Annotated in this window: 14 protein-coding genes and 1 pseudogene; 2 read left to right on the top strand and 13 right to left on the bottom strand. The window is 53.5% G+C overall.

Features of this window, described 5'->3' with window-relative positions; translation table 11 throughout:
* Positions 1-29: 29 nt before the first annotated feature.
* The 7 genes from M2298_RS18610 to M2298_RS18580 all read right to left on the bottom strand — a co-directional run bounded on the left by M2298_RS18610 (position 30) and on the right by M2298_RS18580 (position 9,322).
* A complete protein-coding gene (locus M2298_RS18610) occupies positions 30-1,769 on the bottom strand; it encodes an ABC transporter ATP-binding protein (protein ID WP_280648859.1) in 1,740 nt (579 codons plus the stop codon).
* The gene (locus M2298_RS18605) at positions 1,750-3,600 is read right to left on the bottom strand and encodes an ABC transporter ATP-binding protein (protein ID WP_425592741.1); all 1,851 of its coding nucleotides are present in this window, start codon (positions 3,598-3,600) and stop codon (positions 1,750-1,752) included. The genes M2298_RS18610 and M2298_RS18605 overlap by 20 nt, the downstream gene beginning before the upstream one ends.
* 124 nt (positions 3,601-3,724) lie before the next feature.
* Positions 3,725-4,933, bottom strand: a complete 1,209-nt coding sequence (locus tag M2298_RS18600) for an MFS transporter (protein WP_122966825.1) — start codon at positions 4,931-4,933, stop codon at positions 3,725-3,727.
* A gap of 198 nt (positions 4,934-5,131) precedes the next feature.
* A complete protein-coding gene (locus tag M2298_RS18595) occupies positions 5,132-6,085 on the bottom strand; it encodes an ABC transporter substrate-binding protein (protein ID WP_280648858.1) in 954 nt (317 codons plus the stop codon).
* A 205-nt stretch (positions 6,086-6,290) separates the two neighbouring features.
* Positions 6,291-7,223 carry a CsxC family protein gene (locus tag M2298_RS18590; RefSeq protein WP_229049676.1) on the bottom strand — a complete coding sequence of 311 codons (933 nt, stop codon included), beginning with the start codon at positions 7,221-7,223 and terminating at the stop codon, positions 6,291-6,293.
* A gap of 294 nt (positions 7,224-7,517) precedes the next feature.
* Complete coding sequence (locus M2298_RS18585; protein WP_280648857.1) at positions 7,518-8,504, bottom strand: hypothetical protein; 987 nt, start codon at positions 8,502-8,504, stop codon at positions 7,518-7,520.
* 164 nt (positions 8,505-8,668) lie between these two features.
* Complete coding sequence (locus M2298_RS18580; RefSeq protein ID WP_280648856.1) at positions 8,669-9,322, bottom strand: helix-turn-helix transcriptional regulator; 654 nt, start codon at positions 9,320-9,322, stop codon at positions 8,669-8,671.
* Positions 9,323-9,661: 339 nt separating this feature from the next.
* Between M2298_RS18580 and M2298_RS18575 the strand changes: the two genes are divergently transcribed.
* Positions 9,662-10,405 (top strand): EAL domain-containing protein, encoded by a 744-nt coding sequence (locus M2298_RS18575; RefSeq protein ID WP_217020897.1) that lies wholly within the window; start codon positions 9,662-9,664, stop codon positions 10,403-10,405.
* A gap of 68 nt (positions 10,406-10,473) precedes the next feature.
* Here M2298_RS18575 and M2298_RS18570 read toward each other — a convergent pair whose 3' ends face one another.
* The 6 genes and pseudogenes from M2298_RS18570 to M2298_RS18545 all read right to left on the bottom strand — a co-directional run.
* Positions 10,474-11,046, bottom strand: a complete 573-nt coding sequence (locus M2298_RS18570; RefSeq protein WP_122966829.1) for a hypothetical protein — start codon at positions 11,044-11,046, stop codon at positions 10,474-10,476.
* 129 nt (positions 11,047-11,175) lie between these two features.
* On the bottom strand, positions 11,176-11,583 hold the full coding sequence (locus tag M2298_RS18565; RefSeq protein ID WP_274875338.1) for a hypothetical protein: 408 nt from the start codon (positions 11,581-11,583) through the stop codon (positions 11,176-11,178).
* A gap of 117 nt (positions 11,584-11,700) precedes the next feature.
* Positions 11,701-12,540 (bottom strand): ABC transporter substrate-binding protein, encoded by an 840-nt coding sequence (locus tag M2298_RS18560; protein WP_280648855.1) that lies wholly within the window; start codon positions 12,538-12,540, stop codon positions 11,701-11,703.
* A 16-nt stretch (positions 12,541-12,556) separates the two neighbouring features.
* Positions 12,557-13,738: a helix-turn-helix domain-containing protein gene (locus M2298_RS18555; RefSeq protein WP_280648854.1), complete on the bottom strand. Its 1,182-nt coding sequence runs from the start codon at positions 13,736-13,738 to the stop codon at positions 12,557-12,559.
* Positions 13,739-13,864: 126 nt separating this feature from the next.
* Positions 13,865-15,817 carry a helix-turn-helix domain-containing protein gene (locus M2298_RS18550; protein ID WP_280648853.1) on the bottom strand — a complete coding sequence of 651 codons (1,953 nt, stop codon included), beginning with the start codon at positions 15,815-15,817 and terminating at the stop codon, positions 13,865-13,867.
* Between the two features lie 210 nt (positions 15,818-16,027).
* A pseudogene (locus tag M2298_RS18545) lies at positions 16,028-16,147 on the bottom strand (alpha/beta-type small acid-soluble spore protein); the annotation flags it as partial.
* 160 nt (positions 16,148-16,307) lie between these two features.
* Between M2298_RS18545 and M2298_RS18540 the strand changes: the two are divergent.
* Positions 16,308-16,733 carry a VOC family protein gene (locus tag M2298_RS18540; protein ID WP_173597363.1) on the top strand — a complete coding sequence of 142 codons (426 nt, stop codon included), beginning with the start codon at positions 16,308-16,310 and terminating at the stop codon, positions 16,731-16,733.

The raw sequence follows: 16,733 nt of genomic DNA, 5'->3' as shown, positions 1-16,733 counted from the left end.
ACCCCGCCGCTCGGACGGGATGATCCTTCTTACTTCACGCGCCAACCGTCGACCTCTTGCTGCAACCCCCACAAACGGGCGTACAGACCGGATTTTTCCACCAATTCGCTGTGGGTTCCTTCCTCGGCAAGACGTCCTTGATCCAGCACGATGATTTTGTCCGCATGTTGAATGGTTTTCAGGCGATGGGCAATCAAAATGACCGTTTTGCTTTTGACCAGCTCGTTGATCGCTTGCTGGACAGCCGTTTCGTTCTCGGGATCAAGCGAGGCTGTCGCTTCGTCAAGCAGGACGATCGGAGCGTCTTTCAGCAACGCGCGGGCAATCGATATGCGCTGCTTTTCGCCGCCAGACAGAGTAGAACCACCTTCGCCAACAGGTGTAGCGTATCCTTGCGGCAATTGGGAAATAAATTCATGGCAGCAGGCGCGCCTGGCCGCCTCTTCAATCTCTGCCTGGGTCGCATCCATTTTGCCGATGCGAATGTTGTTGCCAATCGTGTCCTGGAACAAGTATACGTCCTGGAAAACCATTGACATCTGCTTGAGCAAAAATTCGGGGTCAGCCTTATGCACAGGCATGCCGCCGATGGTGATCGTTCCTTGCTGGACGTCCCAAAAGCGGGCGATCAGCCGGGTCACCGTACTTTTTCCGCTTCCGGACGGCCCGACCAGCGCGGTAATCGTATTCGGCTGGATCGTAAAGGACAGCTCCTGCAAAACAGGGTTGTTCTCGTCGTAGCCGAACGTCACCCGCTCAAAGACGATGGGTCCGTGCGGCTGAATGAGCGCCGTTCCCGGCTGTCGCTGCTCTGTCTGCACATCCATGATCCGCTGTGCGCTGTAAGCCGAGTAACGCATTTCTCCGTAGCTCATCAACACGACGGTCAGCGGCTCGAACACGCGTGTCCCGATCAACAGAAACAGCAGAAAGACCGATAGCGACAAGGTGCCGCCCACAAGCAAATAACTGCCGACCAAAATCATGATCGTCATCCCGGAGCGCGTCAGCAAAAGCGCGCCCATGATCAGCGGCCCGACCAGCCCTTCCAGCCGGATAGAAGCCCGCATGAGCCGATCAAAAGCAAGCCGCAGGCGCTCAAAGCGCTTTCCGCCAGCATTGTGCGCTTTAATTTCGCGGATACCCGTCAAATATTCCTGGAGCCTGCTGGCCGCTTCATTTTTCGCGCGGACGTGACTCTCGCTGAGCCGGGCCTGCAACGAATCGGTCAGCCACAACAGCAGCGCACCGAACGGAAGCGCGACAAACATGGCAAGCGCCATTTTCCAGTCCAAAAAGGCAAGTCCGAGCAAAGCGAGCACAGGCAGCATGACTGCGCTGATTAGCTGCGGAACGTTGTGGGAAATCGTATGTTCGACCTGCGCGTAATCACTGAGCAGCAGGTTCGTCACGTCGCCGGGATCGCGTTTGCCAAAAAAGCCTAACGACAAATGACGCAAATGTTCGGCGAGCTTCATCCGCCCGGTGGCCGCCAAACGATAGGCTGCCGTGTACGATTTTTCGTACAGATGGGCATAGGTGACGTACGACACGATCAGCCAGACAAACAAAATGACGCAGACGGTCCACAAGCGGGCAGTATCAAGCCCTGACTCCGGTTGGGCAAAGGAAAGGTAAATCGTCTGGAAAATGTCGACGAGCAAAGCGGCAGGAATGACTTTGGCAATCCCGTCCAGCAAGGCAGCAAAAGCAGCGGGCCACAAGCTCCGCACGTTGCCGCCGGAAATGTTAGTAAAGTACGGAAGCATTCGCTGGGGCCTCCCCTCTCATCTCGGGTTTGTGTGCGTCCGTATGGTTCGCGCCGAGCTTCCACGTAGCGGCGCTGACATGCGCTTGCCACATTTTTTCGTACAGGCCGTTTTGCTGGCGCAGCTCGTCGTGTGTCCCGCGCTCGACAATCTCGCCTTTGTTCACGACCAAAATTTGCTCCGCTGCGTGAATCGTCGACAGCCGATGGGCAATCATGATCACGGTTTTGCCTTTCACCAACTCAATCAAGCCTTGCTGGATCTTTTTCTCGTTTTCCGCATCGGCGTAGGCGGTTGCCTCATCGAGAACCAAAATCGGGGCGTTTTTCAACAGCGCGCGGGCAATCGCGAGACGCTGGGCTTCGCCGCCGGACAAATACGTTCCCCCTTCGCCGATCTTTGTTTCGTAGCCGAGCGGCAGCTTTTCGATAAACTCATGGCAGCAAGCTGTTTTCGCCGCAGCAATGACCGCCTCCCTGGATGCGGACGTGTTCCCCATCCGGATGTTCGCTTCGATCGTGTCGTAAAACAGGTGCACATCCTGAAACACAAACGACACGGTGTCCATCAGTTTTTCCGTGCCCATCTCCTGGATCGGGACACCGCCAATGCTAATCGTGCCCTCCTGGACGTCCCAAAAGCGCAAGAGCAAGTTGGCGATCGTCGATTTCCCCCCGCCGGAAGGCCCGACCAGCGCCGTCATTTCGCCCGCTTTGGCGAAGAAGTCGACGTTTTGCAAAATGGGCTTGTAGTCTTTGCTCTCCTTGTTTTCATAGGCGAAGGAGACGCGGTCGAAGGCGATGTCGTAAGCAACAGGGACGCGAGGAGCAGTTGGCTCCGCTACGATCGGCTCGGCAAACACCGCTGCAATCCGCTTGTTGCCTTCGATAATTTCCCGCAGCCCGCCCCCGACGTAAATCAGCCGCAGCAAAGGCACGGACAAGCTCGGCGTGATAATCAAAAACAGCGTAAACGTAATGGCAAACGCCTGATTCCCCGGCTGACCGCTCGCAAGCAAAATGCCGATCGGGACAATAAACGTAAACAAGGAGCTGACCAGCACGTAAAACAGGCTGTACGGCTTCTTGCACAGCGCCGTGATCCGCAGCGCAATGTCGCGATAGCTGCTCACCGCACGCTGGAAAGTCAAAAATTCATCCGCCTTGATCCCGAAAATTTTGACAGCGGGCATGCCGCGCACGTATTCCACGCCTGTCGCGTTCATTTCTTCCACGGCAAACTGATAATCGCGAAAAGCGTTTCGGCCGAGTTTACTTGTAAAAATGCGCGCCTGCACCCATAGACCGAAGACAACCGGGACGAGCAGCACGAGAGCAAGCAACCCATTGAGCCAAAACAAATACCCGATCATCAAAAGCGGGATCAAAATGGCTGTCACCATGTCAGGCAACTGGTGGGCAATGAATTTCTCGATTTTTTCGACACTGACCTCGATCACTTTTTTTAACTCGCCCGTGGCCGTTTTCGTATGGTAGCCCATCGGGACTTTCGCCACGTGCTCGGCCAGCCGTACCCGCAACTGGTACAAAATTTGGAAGGCAGCCACATGGGAGCACATCAGCCCGACGTACAAGGTGAGTAAGGCGGCAACCAGCGCTACCAAAGCGGCGACGCCCCAATACGTGATCAGCTCCCTGTCGATTCCCGCAGGACTTTGTGCGTGCAAGAGCAGTTCTTCCACGATTTTGTACACGGCTACAAAGGGAGCGATTTGCAGGAGACTGGAAACCGTCGAAAGCAAGCTGGCCGCGGTCAGCAGCCCTTTTTTCTCTTTGGCGATTTGCAAGAGCCCGGACATTTCTGCTTTCATTTTTATACCCGACTCTCCTTTCCTGTCGCAGATGGTTGACGAGAATCATTATCATTGCATGGTAAAAAAGAAGGACCCGCCCCCCACAGATGGTCAGAAGACAGGTCCTTCGGTGGTCCACTGCTTATTCCGAATGCTTCGTCGCCAGCACATTGGCTGACACAGGTGCGCCTTTGGAAGCGAACAGCGTGATCGCCATCAAAAGCACGACAATGGCAACGACACCAAAAGGCAAATGCCGCTCTACCTGGTACAGACTTGTGCTCAAGATCGGCGCAATTACAGCCGATATGCCTTGCACGGCTCCCACCAATCCGGCTACTCCGCCCTGCTGCTCGCGCAAAACGCTAAGCGAAGCGCCTGCCATAAAGCCTGGCATCATCAAGCCCGTACCTACACCAAATAAGAAGAACGCGATGTAAAAGCCGACAGCATGAATGAACAGCAGGAACAGCGCTACACCGCCAAGCACCAGCAAGGAACCGACGAGAATCAGCGAGCGCGGCTGCCATTTCGGATTTTTCATCTGCACCCCTTGGGTAATGATCATCGCGACTCCGCTCAGCATCATGCCCATGGAAAGCATCCGCGCCGTATCTGTTGTGGTCAAAAGCAGCTGATCCTGGAAATAAAACCCGCCGACGACTTGCAAGGTGACAATGCTCAGCATGGTAGCCATCCCTGCGAACAAGTACAGACGCAGTCCTTTTTGCAAAGGATTCAGCTTGGGCGGCTTGGTTGTCGCAACAACCGGCTTGTGCGGCGGAATCAAGAGAAGCACCACGATAAACGCGATCATCGGCAGCAGCGCCCCGATGTACAGCGGCCAAATCAGACCGATCAGGGCAAAAACTCCCGCGATCGCTGGCCCGAGGACAAGCCCCATTCCATTGGCAGCACCGATCAGCGCCATCCCGGACGACCTGTCCTTTTCCTCCGTCACATCAGCCATGTACGCTTGCGCCGAAGACGGAACGGCAGGAATGAACATGCCGACCATCGCCCGGGCCAAGATCAGCAGGAACACGAGCAGACCTCCGCTGATCAGCTTCGCAAGCCCTGCGTACATCGTGAGCGTAAACAACACATAGGCGACGAACATTCCCAGAAAGCCTATTAAAATGACGGGCTTTCTGCCTTTTGTGTCGCTCCATTTCCCCCAGACGGGCGCCATGATCGCCATGGCTACGGAACCAAGTGAAATAATCAAACCGGAATGGGTTTCGCTCAATCCCAATTCACGAATCAATGGAGGCATGACAGGGGCGATGATCATCAAGCCAACCATTGCGACGAAGACGCTGAAAAAGACACTAATTCGTACTCGTCCCATGTTTTTACTCTACTCCTTTCGTCACTCCCTGCCCCTAATCTTATGGAAAAAGGCAAGGTAGCCACTACCTAATGACGGAGAGATAATGCTGTAAAACGGATTTTTTCGCGAAATGATTTCATGCCGGAGCAAAAAACGGTACGGATTGGAACATGGTACACGCCATGGCTGTTAGTCCCGCCTGCTTTGCGGCTACTGCTACTGCTTCTGTCCGTGCACCTGCACGATCTGGTTGCCCAGCTTGTCCAACAATTGCATCCGGCCGATGGCTGTGTAGGAATAGTTGTAATTGTCTACGTTGCTGATTTTGTACACATTGCCTTTTTGCACCGCTCCCAAACTTTTCCACACCTTGCTGTCGCTCAGTTTGTTTTCGCTGTTTTCCATCAGTAACAAATGCTGTGGATGGAGGGCAGACAGCGCTTCCAGACTGATTTCGATTCCGCCCCAATGCTCCGGCGCAGGGATGCCCTCCGCTCGCTTGAGTCCCAAGTCGCTGTAGATCAGCTCGGCTGCCCCCGTTGACGAATAAATGACCAGATTTTGCGGATACGTTTCGACCACGACAAATGTTTCGTCTTTGAGAATCGGGCCGAGCTTTTGCTTCCATTCCGCTGTTTTTTTCGCATATTCGCTCAGCCACTGTTCCTTTTTCGGCTGCTGTTCAAACGTGTCTGCCAAAAAGTCCAACCGCTTGCGCCACTCGTAGTACGGGTGGGGAATTTTGATCGTCGGAGCCATTTTGGATAGCTGCTCGTACAAATTTTCGTTGAACAGCGGCCCCAATAAAATCAAGTCTGGCTCAACGGCCATGACGGCTTCCAGGCTGATCGGTTCGGCGTACCAACCGAGGTTGACTGTCTCTTTGGCCAGCCGCTCTTTGATCGTCGGAGAAAATTCGGCGCGGTTGCCATAGTCGATATTGCCCGTCGCGACAGGCTCCATCCCCAGCAAAAGCAGCTCCTCCGTCGACCCGGACAAATCGGCAATGCGTTTCGGCTGCAACGGGATGCTAACCTTCTCGCCCCCCGGATTCACGATTTCTTTTCGGGCGGCATTCCCCGCAGCCCCTTGGCCGCCTGCCTCCGGACTGGCGCAACCAGCCAGCAAGAACAGGCACGTGAGCGTTGCCATAACATGTACGAGCTTCATCTGTCTCTCCACTCCCTGGACGAACTGTTTTTACTCGCGACAAGCAGCGAAGTGCCGCCTCCGTGAGCCAAACATACTTTCTCATACCCGGAGCGTGGCGCGACAGTCAAATCGGGAGCCGGAGAAGACAAAAGCGGATTTTTGTTCTGTACAAACCAAAGACACCAACGGATGCGTCAGTGTCTTTACGTTTCTTGGCTGGCGGTTATTTGCAAGGGTAGTGCGGCGGTTTTGGCGGATTGATCACAGGCAAGGGAACTTGCTGATCTTGCAAAACTTTCAGCCCAAGATTGAGAACAATTTTTTCGCGTACGTGTGAAAAAGCATGCTCGTTGCATTTGACTTTACGCAAATCTTGCCCGATGTCCAGCTCGGTGAACTCGGAAAAGACCAGCTCACAGTACGGTTTTTCGTTGTAAAATTGGCGGTTGCCAAATAGCCCCATGTTCAACTGTGCTGCTGTGCCTGTCTTGTTGCCCAGCTCGCCGGAAGAGGTGAAATCGGGGATGAGCTGCAAGGATGGGCCAGATGTAGGGAACGTAATTCCTACGCAAAAGTCGAACGGAATCAGCGCGCTGATGTGGCGAATATCCCCGCATACGGCACTGCCCGAAACGTGGTCTGCTGTGGCATACTCAAGGTTTTTGCGGATGAAGCCGCTTCCGAACAGTTTGGCCGCGTACGGATTGAATGTCGGAACCAGCTCGCATTGCTCAAGAATGACGCTTTTCCACGCCCGGATGATTTCCAGCGCAGGTTTTTCCAATTGAATATCTGCTTCGACACAAACTACGACCGAGAGTTCTGCCAGGGTGACAGGCACTTTGATCGTTTTCGGAAAAGTAGTCGCTTCTGTGCTGGAGCCAAATACGCGTACATTGTCCACGCCGCAGGAATGGCCAGGCTTGCTGTGGCAATGATCCTTGTCATGCTTGTCTTTGTCCTTGTGGTCGTGGTCGCATTTGTACTCGTGCTTGTGCTCGTGTTTGTGCTTATGTTCGTGTTTATGCTCATGCTTGTGCTTGTCTTTGCATTCATGTTTGTCTTTGTGATCGTGTTTGTCATGCTTGTCGTGTTTGTCGTCGCAATGGTATTCAACCCGGAACTTGCAGTCTTTTGAATCGTCGTGTTTTCCCATTTGATTGATCGCCTCCTTTATCAGAGCATTGTCTTTCTCTTCATCATATGGCCTGGCCTTGGCAAACGACTTGGCTGTTGCCGAGCGTGATATACCCATTTTTTGCCTTTTGGAGCCGGCTTGTGATCGGATTGCTTGGGAGTTTTGGTTAACTAGGCAACTATTTGCTCAGCGATACTCCCTATGTACGAAAGACAAGCCGTGCACTTGCTGCTGCCAGCAAAGGGAAAAGCGGACTGGCTCCCTGCGCTTGCCGATCTGGCCTGCTGACCATGGCGAAGAAAAGCCGTCACGTCAGTCTTGGCCTACGTACCTGAGCGGAATCAGCTGTTTGCGGAACCACCAGATTCGCCCGCTGACGATCGCCACCCCGTTGTACTCGCTTGTGCCGGCTCCTTTTTTCATGAATGGCTCGGACATGAGGCTCGCCTTCCAATCGCCTGTTTCGATCCAGCTTTCCGTGCTGGCAAGCGGGCTGTTGTCGGGAAATGCTCCCGCTCCCTGCTTTTCCGAAGCAACCGGCGGGCGCAAAACCGTTGATGTAAAAGGCAGGCGCAGCGTCTCATGGGCGACTTTTCCCGCTTCGCTTGTCGTGCCAACGACGGTCAGCTCAAAATCTCCGCGCACCCAGACCACCCGCCCATTGCTCTCATGGCGCGTCTCCTGCACATCCAGCGAGATTTTCGGATGGATTTCCAGCCATTCCTGCTGCCAGTGGGCATGGATCGGGTGCACCCAGTTCACTTCCCACGCTTCTTCCAGAATCGAAACTTGCACATACGCATTTTCTCCCTGCTCGGTGTACGCTACATCCGCGAAAACAACCTGGCTGCTGCTGCCTGCGTTTGCCGCAGTCCCGGTTTCCTGTTGACCCCGTACTGGCGCTGTGACTGCGCTGCTGTCCGCCATGCGCAAAGGCTCGCTCGCAAGCAAGCTCGATGAATCGAGGTGCGGCAACTCTTCGAGAGGATCGGGAGCTGCCAGCGGCGTCCGTATTTTCGGCGGCTTGATGGGCGCTGTTTTTTTCCCGAAAGCTTTTCCAACCTTTCGCGCTTGGCGGGAAACGTCACTTGCAACGGGGCTTTGACTTTTGCTTTTCGCTGGAAGCTGGCGCTTGGGCCGCGGTGCTTCGTATTTGTCGACAGCCATGTCCTGCTTTGGCATGGATTGTTTGACACGCAAAAAGTTTTGCTGGTGGCTTTTTGGAGCGCGCCGCAGCTCTAGATGGTTTAAAAAGGGCGTTTTTCGCGCAGGTGTCCGCCTGGGTTGGGGCATAGCCATGTTTTCACCTCCTCTCCTTCTTGGTTGGCTCGCAAGTATGCTTCGCGTTTTTCGCTTTTTCGACTTGCTATATCCATACGCCCGAGCTTTCGCTTGGGGAATAGTCGTCTGTCCTTTTCTGCCGCTGCCAACGCAAAAACTCATGCCTAATTTGGCATGAGCTTTCAAGTCTGTTGCTTTTTCGTCAAAAGGTAGCGGCAGCACGTCCCTCCTTCTGCGATGCATTCTGTCCGGTCTACTTGTGCGTCGTTGAACAGCGAAGCGAACAAGCTCCATTCGCACTGGCACGCTTGGGGAAACTCGCTGGCTACTCTCGCGATCGGGCAATTCGCTTCGATAAACGAGTAGACCCCGTCCGCCTTTTGCTCCAGCTTGACCATATAGCCGTCTGCATCCTGTAGCTTCGCTAACGTGTCAAGCCGCTCCTCGAACGATTGGCCTGCCATCTGCTCGCGATATTTTTGCTGGATGCGCTTCATCCTGCGTTCGAACAGCATCGCCACATGCGATTCGCCAAACAGCTCCTCCACATTTTCCATCAGCTCTGTCACCCACTCATCGTAGTGCGTGGGAAACAATCGCTCGGACGCTGGCGTCAATTTGTACACAAAGACTGGACGCCCAATCCGTCTGCGCATGATGCTTGCCTCTACGTAATGCTCTCTATGTAAAAGATCCAAATGCTTGCGTACCGCGACCTTGGTCATTTGCAAGTGCTCCGCCAATTGCTGGACATCGACGGTCCCTTGCTTTTTCATGTACACCAACAGCTTTTGCCGGGTTGTCTGTTCGCGTGCCATCGCCATCTTGTTGCTCACGCTGTAACGCTTTCCGTTGTTTTTACGCCCAGGCACCGCCGTTCCCGTAGTTCGCAAACATACGACCGTTTTGGCAAAAGGAAAGCTCTCATTGGAAAATCCCTCCTGTTCGGATTGATGACAAGGACAGTTTACAAGAAGCAACGCGTTTTGTACATATACAAATATGTTTCCTTTGGTAAAAATAATTGCCGAACTGCCATTTGTATTGTAGAATGAGCTAAATTCCATTTTTTCCAAGTGAAAAAATCTTTCTCGGAGGAAAAACTCGGCTCCTCCATGGCTCCGCACGTTTGCACGGAGCCATGTCGATTCGCGATCAGGAGGGGAAAACGATTCATGGCTGAGTCAATGAAGCCGTCCACCTATTACGCTGCTTATCAGCCGCTCGTGGAGCTTGCGAACGGACAATGCTTCGGATACGAAGCGCTGCTGCGGTGCGCATCGAAGCAATCGCCTGAGCAGCTTTTTCAGACGGCGCGTCAAGCTGGTCAGTTGTACGAATTGGATACCGCCGCCATGCGCGGTGCCGTTTCATCTTATTTTGCGGAAATGCCTGCGGGGCGAAATGCGCCGTACTTGTTTGTCAATCTCTTTCCGTCTACCTTGCTGAATCCGCTCTTTCCACCTTTTTTGGACGAGCTTCTCGCTGCGTTTCCGGGCATCGCTCGCCGAATTGTACTGGAGATCAATGAAGCGGCCGAGGAGGACAAGATGTGGGATGTCCGACTGCTCGGCCAGAAAATCCGCGAGTTGCGCGCGTACGGCTTTTTGATCGCACTGGATGACGTAGGCTCGGGTGCAGCATCTTTGCGCAAAATCGTCGAATACGAGCCGGACGTGGTCAAGCTCGACCGCTATTTCGGCAGCCAGCTTGCCCACCATCCGAACAAGCAAAAGCTTGTCTCGCTGTTTGTTGATTTTTGTTTGGGGCAATCGCAGCTGGTGCTGGAAGGGCTGGAGGAGCTTGATGATCTGGCGGCGGCAAAAGCTCTGGGGGTTCCTGTCGGGCAAGGCTTTTTGCTCGGGCGGCCCCGCTCGCTTGACCAGGCGGAGATGATAGGGAGCAATGCTGCGGTGTGAATGAATGGAAAAGGGAAAGGGAAAGCCCGCTGCCTGATGATCGGCGGCGGGCTTGACGGCGGAAGATGTCATGTGTCGCGATTATTTTCCTCCAGTTTTCGCAGCATGGACTCGATATTTCGCAATTCCATCTGCTCGCTTTCGTGGCGAAGATCAGCGTATTCGTGCAGTCCTGTCATTTTGATTTTCCCTGCCGCAAAGAACGATTGAATCCGTCTTGCTTCTTCCTGGAGCAGTGCGCGCTGACGGTAACTGATCGTCAACTGCCCCTCAGCTCCACTGAGTAGAGCGTACGCCAAAGCCAGAAAGCGGAGAAAGCTGTATCCGTCACAATAGTCGTCATAGATCGTGTCCAAAGCAGTTGCGATATCATCATTCGTGCTTGCAACTATTTGCAAATTTTCTTTCAACCTGCGATTTTCCAGTTCCGGATACGGGATGACAGGCTCCAGCAGCTGCTTCAGGTCCAGTTCGATGTACGTTCCCCGATAGTCCAGGCTGATGAGTTGCAAATAAAACGGAGAGCCAAAATGCTCTTCAATGTCTGGATGCCCATAAACCCATTGCTCAAACTGTTCGATAGCGACCTTTCGTCTTAACACATCGTTGAACATGATTTGCATATCCAGCAGTTGAGTCATGTCCTCCCTCCTTCCTTCTTGTATCGCCTCGCCTATACCTGCGCTCCCCTTTTGCCCAAAGAGATCGGTGCTTCATTTCTTTCCAACGCTCTTTGGTTGCGAAAAAACCTTCTCACCTACAACTGCCCCTCATTCGGAGCCAGAAATCTCGAATGTTGCCCGAACAAACACACCCTCGCTCTTTTCCCATGCAATCTGTTCTTTTGGGTCAACGTCCTTGATGGCAAACAGCTTTGTCCCTTTTTCCAAGTAGTTGGAGGCAATCGCTGCTTGCGCTGTTTGCTCGTCTCCTTCAAAAGCGTACTTCGCTTCTACGCTACCGATTTGTTCTCCAAGCTTTTCTTTGTCGATCCATTGCTCTTCGTTTTCATCATCGGCGATGACATACAAGCGATCTTCGACTTTCACAAAAGGATAGGGCCAGCTTGCGATTGCGCTTGTTGTGTTTGCGGAATCCGTCGTTGGGGAGTGGTTCGCACAGGCTGAAAGCAGGAAAGCGGAAAGGATCAGCCCTACTCCGATCGCAGCTTTGCTCATTTCATCCGCTCCTTCCCCAAGCAATAAAAAAAGTGGGCGAATCTATCATATCACCCACGCACTGTACTTGGAAAATATTTCATTTTGAACACAACAAGCTTCGCCGTATCGAATCTATCATTTCTGCGCTTTCTTCTCGCCAAGTCTCTCCTGCAACATGCTTGCCACTTCTTTCACCTGCGCCTGCACCGCGATTGGATCATACGGCCAGAAGCGATCCGGGTTCAGCTTGAAAACGCGATTGTTCTTCACCGCATCGAGCGAGGCCCAAACAGGCGAGCTTTCATCGAACTCGGCTCCGCCAGATATGTCGAGAAAAATATAATCCCCGGCATACGCAGCGATTTTCTCGGTCGAGACACTTTGCGCGTCCACCTTTTTCTGAATCAAATCGGTGCGCACGCTCTCCGGAGGTGTCAAGCCGAGCTGCTGGTAAATCGCCTGGCCGCCCCGGTTCACACCATCGCCGTATATGTAAAACTCTTTGCCAAACGGTCCCATGATCGAAAAGGTTGTCCCTGCCGGAACCAATCCCGCGATCGACGCTTTTGCCTGCTTCACGTCCTCGTCAAATGCGGCCAGCCAGTTGTCTGCTTCCTGCTCCTTGCCGAGCATCTGGCCGAACGCTTTCATTTCTTCATGCACCTCATGGTAGGTGCCATAAGGGATGACGATTGTCGGCGCGATTTTGCGATATTGCTCGTTCAGCTTTTCATCCCCGCCAACCGTCACGATCAGGTCAGGATTCAGCGCCAAAATTTTCTCGACCGAACCGCCATCGATCTGTCCGATATCCGCAATCCCTGCGGCCAAATCCTTGACATGCGGACTTTCGATTTCCCAGTACGGCGCTCCTACTGGTTTGACGCCAAATGCGAGAAATTGCGCCAAGTACCCTTGTGTGACGATTCGCTGCGGATTCGCTGGTATTTCGACATCCCCATGGACGGTTTTCACAATCCTGGTCTCTGGCTTAGCCGCTGGTGTCTCCTCTTGTTTTCCTGCATTCGGGACCGAATCTGCCGTACCGCAACCATGCAACATCACGGTCAGCCAGAGCAGGACGATCCCCCAGCCGATCCCACGGGAGGACGAGCACAGGCGCGATCTGTTCCAGCCTGCGCAATTGCTCCAATTGATCGGGCACGTAATACAAATAATCCGGTGCAAGCACCATATCCGGCGATAGTTGCTCCCATTCCGCCACGCTCTGTATTTCTTCGACATTCCGCACCCCGTCTAGCTCCGCTGCAATCAACGGCGAGCTTTCCCACGGCGCAAACCGGGCAGCGATCGGCTTGATTCCGAGCGCGAGCAAGTCACCTGCAAACTGCAGGGCAACGATGCGCTGCGGCTTTGGCATCCGCCGATACGCGCTGGGGGAAGTGCCGATCACTTGCTTGAATTTGCGGCTCAAGTAAAAACCGTCTGCGTAGCCGACTTTCTCCGCGATTTCCTGAAGCGTCGCCTCGCTTGTCAGCAGATGCAGCTTTGCCCGATCGAGCCTGACCCGCGTCAAATGCTCGGAAAAGCTGTGCCCGACCAGCTTTTGAAACTGACGCGAGAAATAGCTGGCGTCATAGCCTGACAGTTCCGCCAGCTGGGTACGGGTCAAGTTTTGGTCGTAATAGCGGTTCGTGAAGTCGAGGACATCGTGCATCGGATTTGCCGGATTGGCTGTTTGTGTCGACACAGCCCTGGCAAACAGGTCAAGCAGCTCGGCAAGCAGCCCGTGCTGACTTGCCTGATCGCTTGGATTACCGGAAGCGTTCGCGTTGCTTTTCACTAACTGCTCGACGATTGTGAAAGCCCGGAGCGGCAACGAGCCAACGCCCGCAACAGAGCCATGTGCCGGGAAGGTGCTGTGATCGACGAGATACGTCAGCTTGTCGATCGTTTCTTCCTCCAGACGGTATCCTTGAAAAAAGAGGAGAAACAGCGAGTCGACAGCCTGTTTCGCCCGTTTCATTTCGATGCGCTCGTTCGGGTGAACGAAAGCAAGCTGGCCTTTTGCCACCTCCTGCCACTGTTCCCCCATTCGCAGCTGTACCGGAGTGTCCGCCCAAATAAACAGTGGATAAGTTGGTACGAATGCTTGTCCGTTTTCGTTCAAGGAACAGCTCTCTACTTTTTTCACGACATACAGCCGCTTCATCTTCTCTCCTCCTCTTGCGGTGCGGCAGCATACTAGCCTCTCTCTGACGAATGCGCGAAAAGCTGCCCCCAAGGTCTGGCAGAGCCTGGCGACAGCTTTTCACTAGCCTATGAATTTGCAAAACGATTATTTTTTCGCCGCTTTCAACAAACTGTCGACGATGAAATCAAGCTGCTTGTCCAGCGAGTAAATATCGTTGTAGTACGACAAACCGAAGTCGATCTCGATCAGCCTGCCTTCCTTGATGGCCGGGATGCTGTTCCACACTTTGTTATCGGACAAGTCGACCATTCCTTCATACGCCGAACGGAACACAAAGTCACCCGCATATTGGGGCAGCACCTCAAACGAAACGCTTTCTGCTGTCGCTTCCCCAGATGGCTTGTCCAGTTTTGCCTGCACAATAGCCGGGGCTTTCATTCCCAAGTATTCGTAGACGATTTGCGAGCCGCGCCCGTAGTCTTTGCTGCTGACTACGGACATATTGCCTTTTCCGCCCTCCATGATGCTCACCGTCTTGTCCAAAATGCCTGCTTCCCCCAACTTTTTCTTGCTCTCCGCTACTTTTGCGTGGAAGTCGGACAGCAGTTTCTTCGATTCGCCCTCCTTGCCCAGCACTTCGCCGAGCTTTTGCAGACGTTCTTCCACTGTCATGCGGTCAAACGGGATATACACAGTCGGCGCGAGCTTTTCCATCATTTGGTAAATTTTCTCGGAAGGAGCAATGATCAGATCGGGATCAAGCGCCAAAACCGCCTCCGGGTTGGGCTCGAACCAAGTTCCGAGCGTCTGGACACCCTCCAGTTCTTTTTCAAAAGCGGCTCCTTTCTGGACGTCAGAGATGCCGACTGGCTTTACGTTCAACGCGAGCACGTCTCCAAGCAAGTAAAAGACGACCACGCGCTGGGGATTGACTGGGATCTCCACGTCACCTTTGGCTGTAGAGACGATTTTTGTTGCCGGCTTTGCGCTTGGCTGGTTCGAGGTCGAAGCTGACGCTGCGGAGTTCACCTGCGGCTGTTCCGCACCCGGATTGGCCGTGCTTGTAGTAGTCGGTGCAGAGCAAGCGCCGAGGATCAGAGTCAGGCACAAAAACAGGATGGTTGCCAAAGAAGATTTGTTGCTGTAGCGCATAGGTATGAATGTTCCCCCTTTATCGTGACGATGATGATAACCATTATCACTATAAACGCGGCTTCTACCTGCCTCAATGTCATATCGCGCCATTTTCGATGTCTCATCGTGCCTTGCCTGTTCCGTGCGATACCGGATCGGCGATGCTCCCGTGTACCGTTTGAACATTTTCGCAAAATAGTACCGATCCGGATAGCCGATCTCTTCGGTAATGTCCTGCAAACTGGCTTCTGTGCGCCTGAGCAGCTCCTTCGCTTTTTCCATCCGCAGCGAAATCATGTACTCGATCGGACTGCTGCCCGTCCGCTGCTTGAACAGTCTCGACAAATGGCGCGGACTGCTGTCCAACAGCTCGGCGAGCACTCCGAGCGAGAGCGGTTGGGCATAGTTTTCCTGAATATATCCGAGCGCCTGAGCAGCCAAATCATTCGGCTTACGCGACAACGATGGGTTGTGCATCTGCCGCAAAAGCTCGTAGACCACTTGATAAAAAAGCGCCCGCACATGAAAATGCTCCAGTCCGTTCCGTTTCTCCCATTCTTCGTGCATCAGCTGAATGTTTTGCAACAGACACACCGCTTTTTCCGGGAGAAAGCCGTACGCAGCATCAAACGGCCTCTGCCGCTCCAGCATGGCGATCAGCTCCTGGTTCATCGGCAAAGGGAGCAGCGCTTTGTAGTAGATCACATAATATTCGAAAACGTCCTCCAGCGGACAAATCTGCAGCCTGGCGCCTTTTCCGCCGTGGAGCATGTAAAAGCGCTGGGCCGGATGCTTCTGTCCATCGAGCCAAATCTCGGCTCTCCCTTTGGTCGCAAATAAAAAGCTGCTGGCCGGAAGCTGCCAGGCACGGCTTGCCTCTTCCCGAAACAAAGCCAAGTAACGAACGTCCAATATTTTCAGAGAAGCATGGTTCCAAAGCACAAATGATTCACTGACCCGCATCGCAGCTGCTCACTCCTTCAACCTGTTTGCGATACGCCGCTAGCTGGCTGTATTTGGCTTCATTATATATGAAAATGGTTCTCATTATCAACGGTTGCCCGCTGCCTTCGCCTTCCCCTTCACCTGTTGCCCAAACAGAAAAAGCGATCCCCTCAGCCAGTGTGCCAGCTTGCGAGATCGCCTTTTTCCGTATGTGATGTTGGAAGGAAGCTACGGGCGGAACAGTTGCTGCTCGGCGAATTGCACGAGCCGCTTGGTCATTTCGCCACCGACCGAACCGTTTTGACGCGATGTTGTCTCGGCACCCAAAACGACACCAAACTCGGCTGCACAAGCGGGTACAACCACCAAAACAGAAAAAACAGCAGGACAACGATAGGTATAACAATCATGATATCTGTTCCTCCTGTGCGTCCTCCACGTATATTTGCCAGCAAACGACCCCATCCTAAAAGATGGTTGGAAAAATTATGTAGAGAGGATATGAATTATGCCGATACACGCTTACCTTAACTTCAATGGAAACTGCCGGGAAGCTGTCCTGTTTTACGCGCAAGTTTTCGGCACGGAACCCCCGCAAATCATGACCTTTGGCGATACGCCGCCCGATCCGAACTTCCAGATGCCGGAAGAGGCGAAAAACCGCGTCATGCATACGCACCTCGTCCTCGCTGGCAGCCGGGTGATGTTTTCCGACGTCTTTCCAGGAATGCCGTATGTCGCTGGGACAAACATCAGCCTGGCGATCATCAGCAAAAATCTCGACGAGCTGAAAGGCTACTTCGCCAAGCTAAAAGAAGGCGGCACCGTCCGCATGGAGCTGCAAGAAACGTTTTGGAGCAAATGCTACGGAAGTGTCGTCGACAAATTCGGGATCGAGTGGCAGTTCAATTACGAAGATTGCCCGACGGAGTAG

The sequence above is a fragment of the Brevibacillus sp. 1238 genome, from assembly GCF_029892995.1.
In the GTDB taxonomy this organism is placed as follows: domain Bacteria; phylum Bacillota; class Bacilli; order Brevibacillales; family Brevibacillaceae; genus Brevibacillus; species Brevibacillus parabrevis.
This window is presented reverse-complemented; position numbering and strand designations above follow the sequence as displayed.

Coding starts and splice junctions, on each gene's coding strand:
- M2298_RS18610 (WP_280648859.1), bottom strand. CDS start 1,769: ATGCTTCCGTACTTTACTAACATTTCCGGCGGCAACGTGCGGAGCTTG.
- M2298_RS18605 (WP_425592741.1), bottom strand. CDS start 3,600: ATGAAAGCAGAAATGTCCGGGCTCTTGCAAATCGCCAAAGAGAAAAAA.
- M2298_RS18600 (WP_122966825.1), bottom strand. CDS start 4,933: ATGGGACGAGTACGAATTAGTGTCTTTTTCAGCGTCTTCGTCGCAATG.
- M2298_RS18595 (WP_280648858.1), bottom strand. CDS start 6,085: ATGAAGCTCGTACATGTTATGGCAACGCTCACGTGCCTGTTCTTGCTG.
- M2298_RS18590 (WP_229049676.1), bottom strand. CDS start 7,223: ATGGGAAAACACGACGATTCAAAAGACTGCAAGTTCCGGGTTGAATAC.
- M2298_RS18585 (WP_280648857.1), bottom strand. CDS start 8,504: ATGGCTATGCCCCAACCCAGGCGGACACCTGCGCGAAAAACGCCCTTT.
- M2298_RS18575 (WP_217020897.1), top strand. CDS start 9,662: ATGGCTGAGTCAATGAAGCCGTCCACCTATTACGCTGCTTATCAGCCG.
- M2298_RS18570 (WP_122966829.1), bottom strand. CDS start 11,046: ATGACTCAACTGCTGGATATGCAAATCATGTTCAACGATGTGTTAAGA.
- M2298_RS18565 (WP_274875338.1), bottom strand. CDS start 11,583: ATGAGCAAAGCTGCGATCGGAGTAGGGCTGATCCTTTCCGCTTTCCTG.
- M2298_RS18555 (WP_280648854.1), bottom strand. CDS start 13,738: ATGAAGCGGCTGTATGTCGTGAAAAAAGTAGAGAGCTGTTCCTTGAAC.
- M2298_RS18550 (WP_280648853.1), bottom strand. CDS start 15,817: ATGCGGGTCAGTGAATCATTTGTGCTTTGGAACCATGCTTCTCTGAAA.
- M2298_RS18540 (WP_173597363.1), top strand. CDS start 16,308: ATGCCGATACACGCTTACCTTAACTTCAATGGAAACTGCCGGGAAGCT.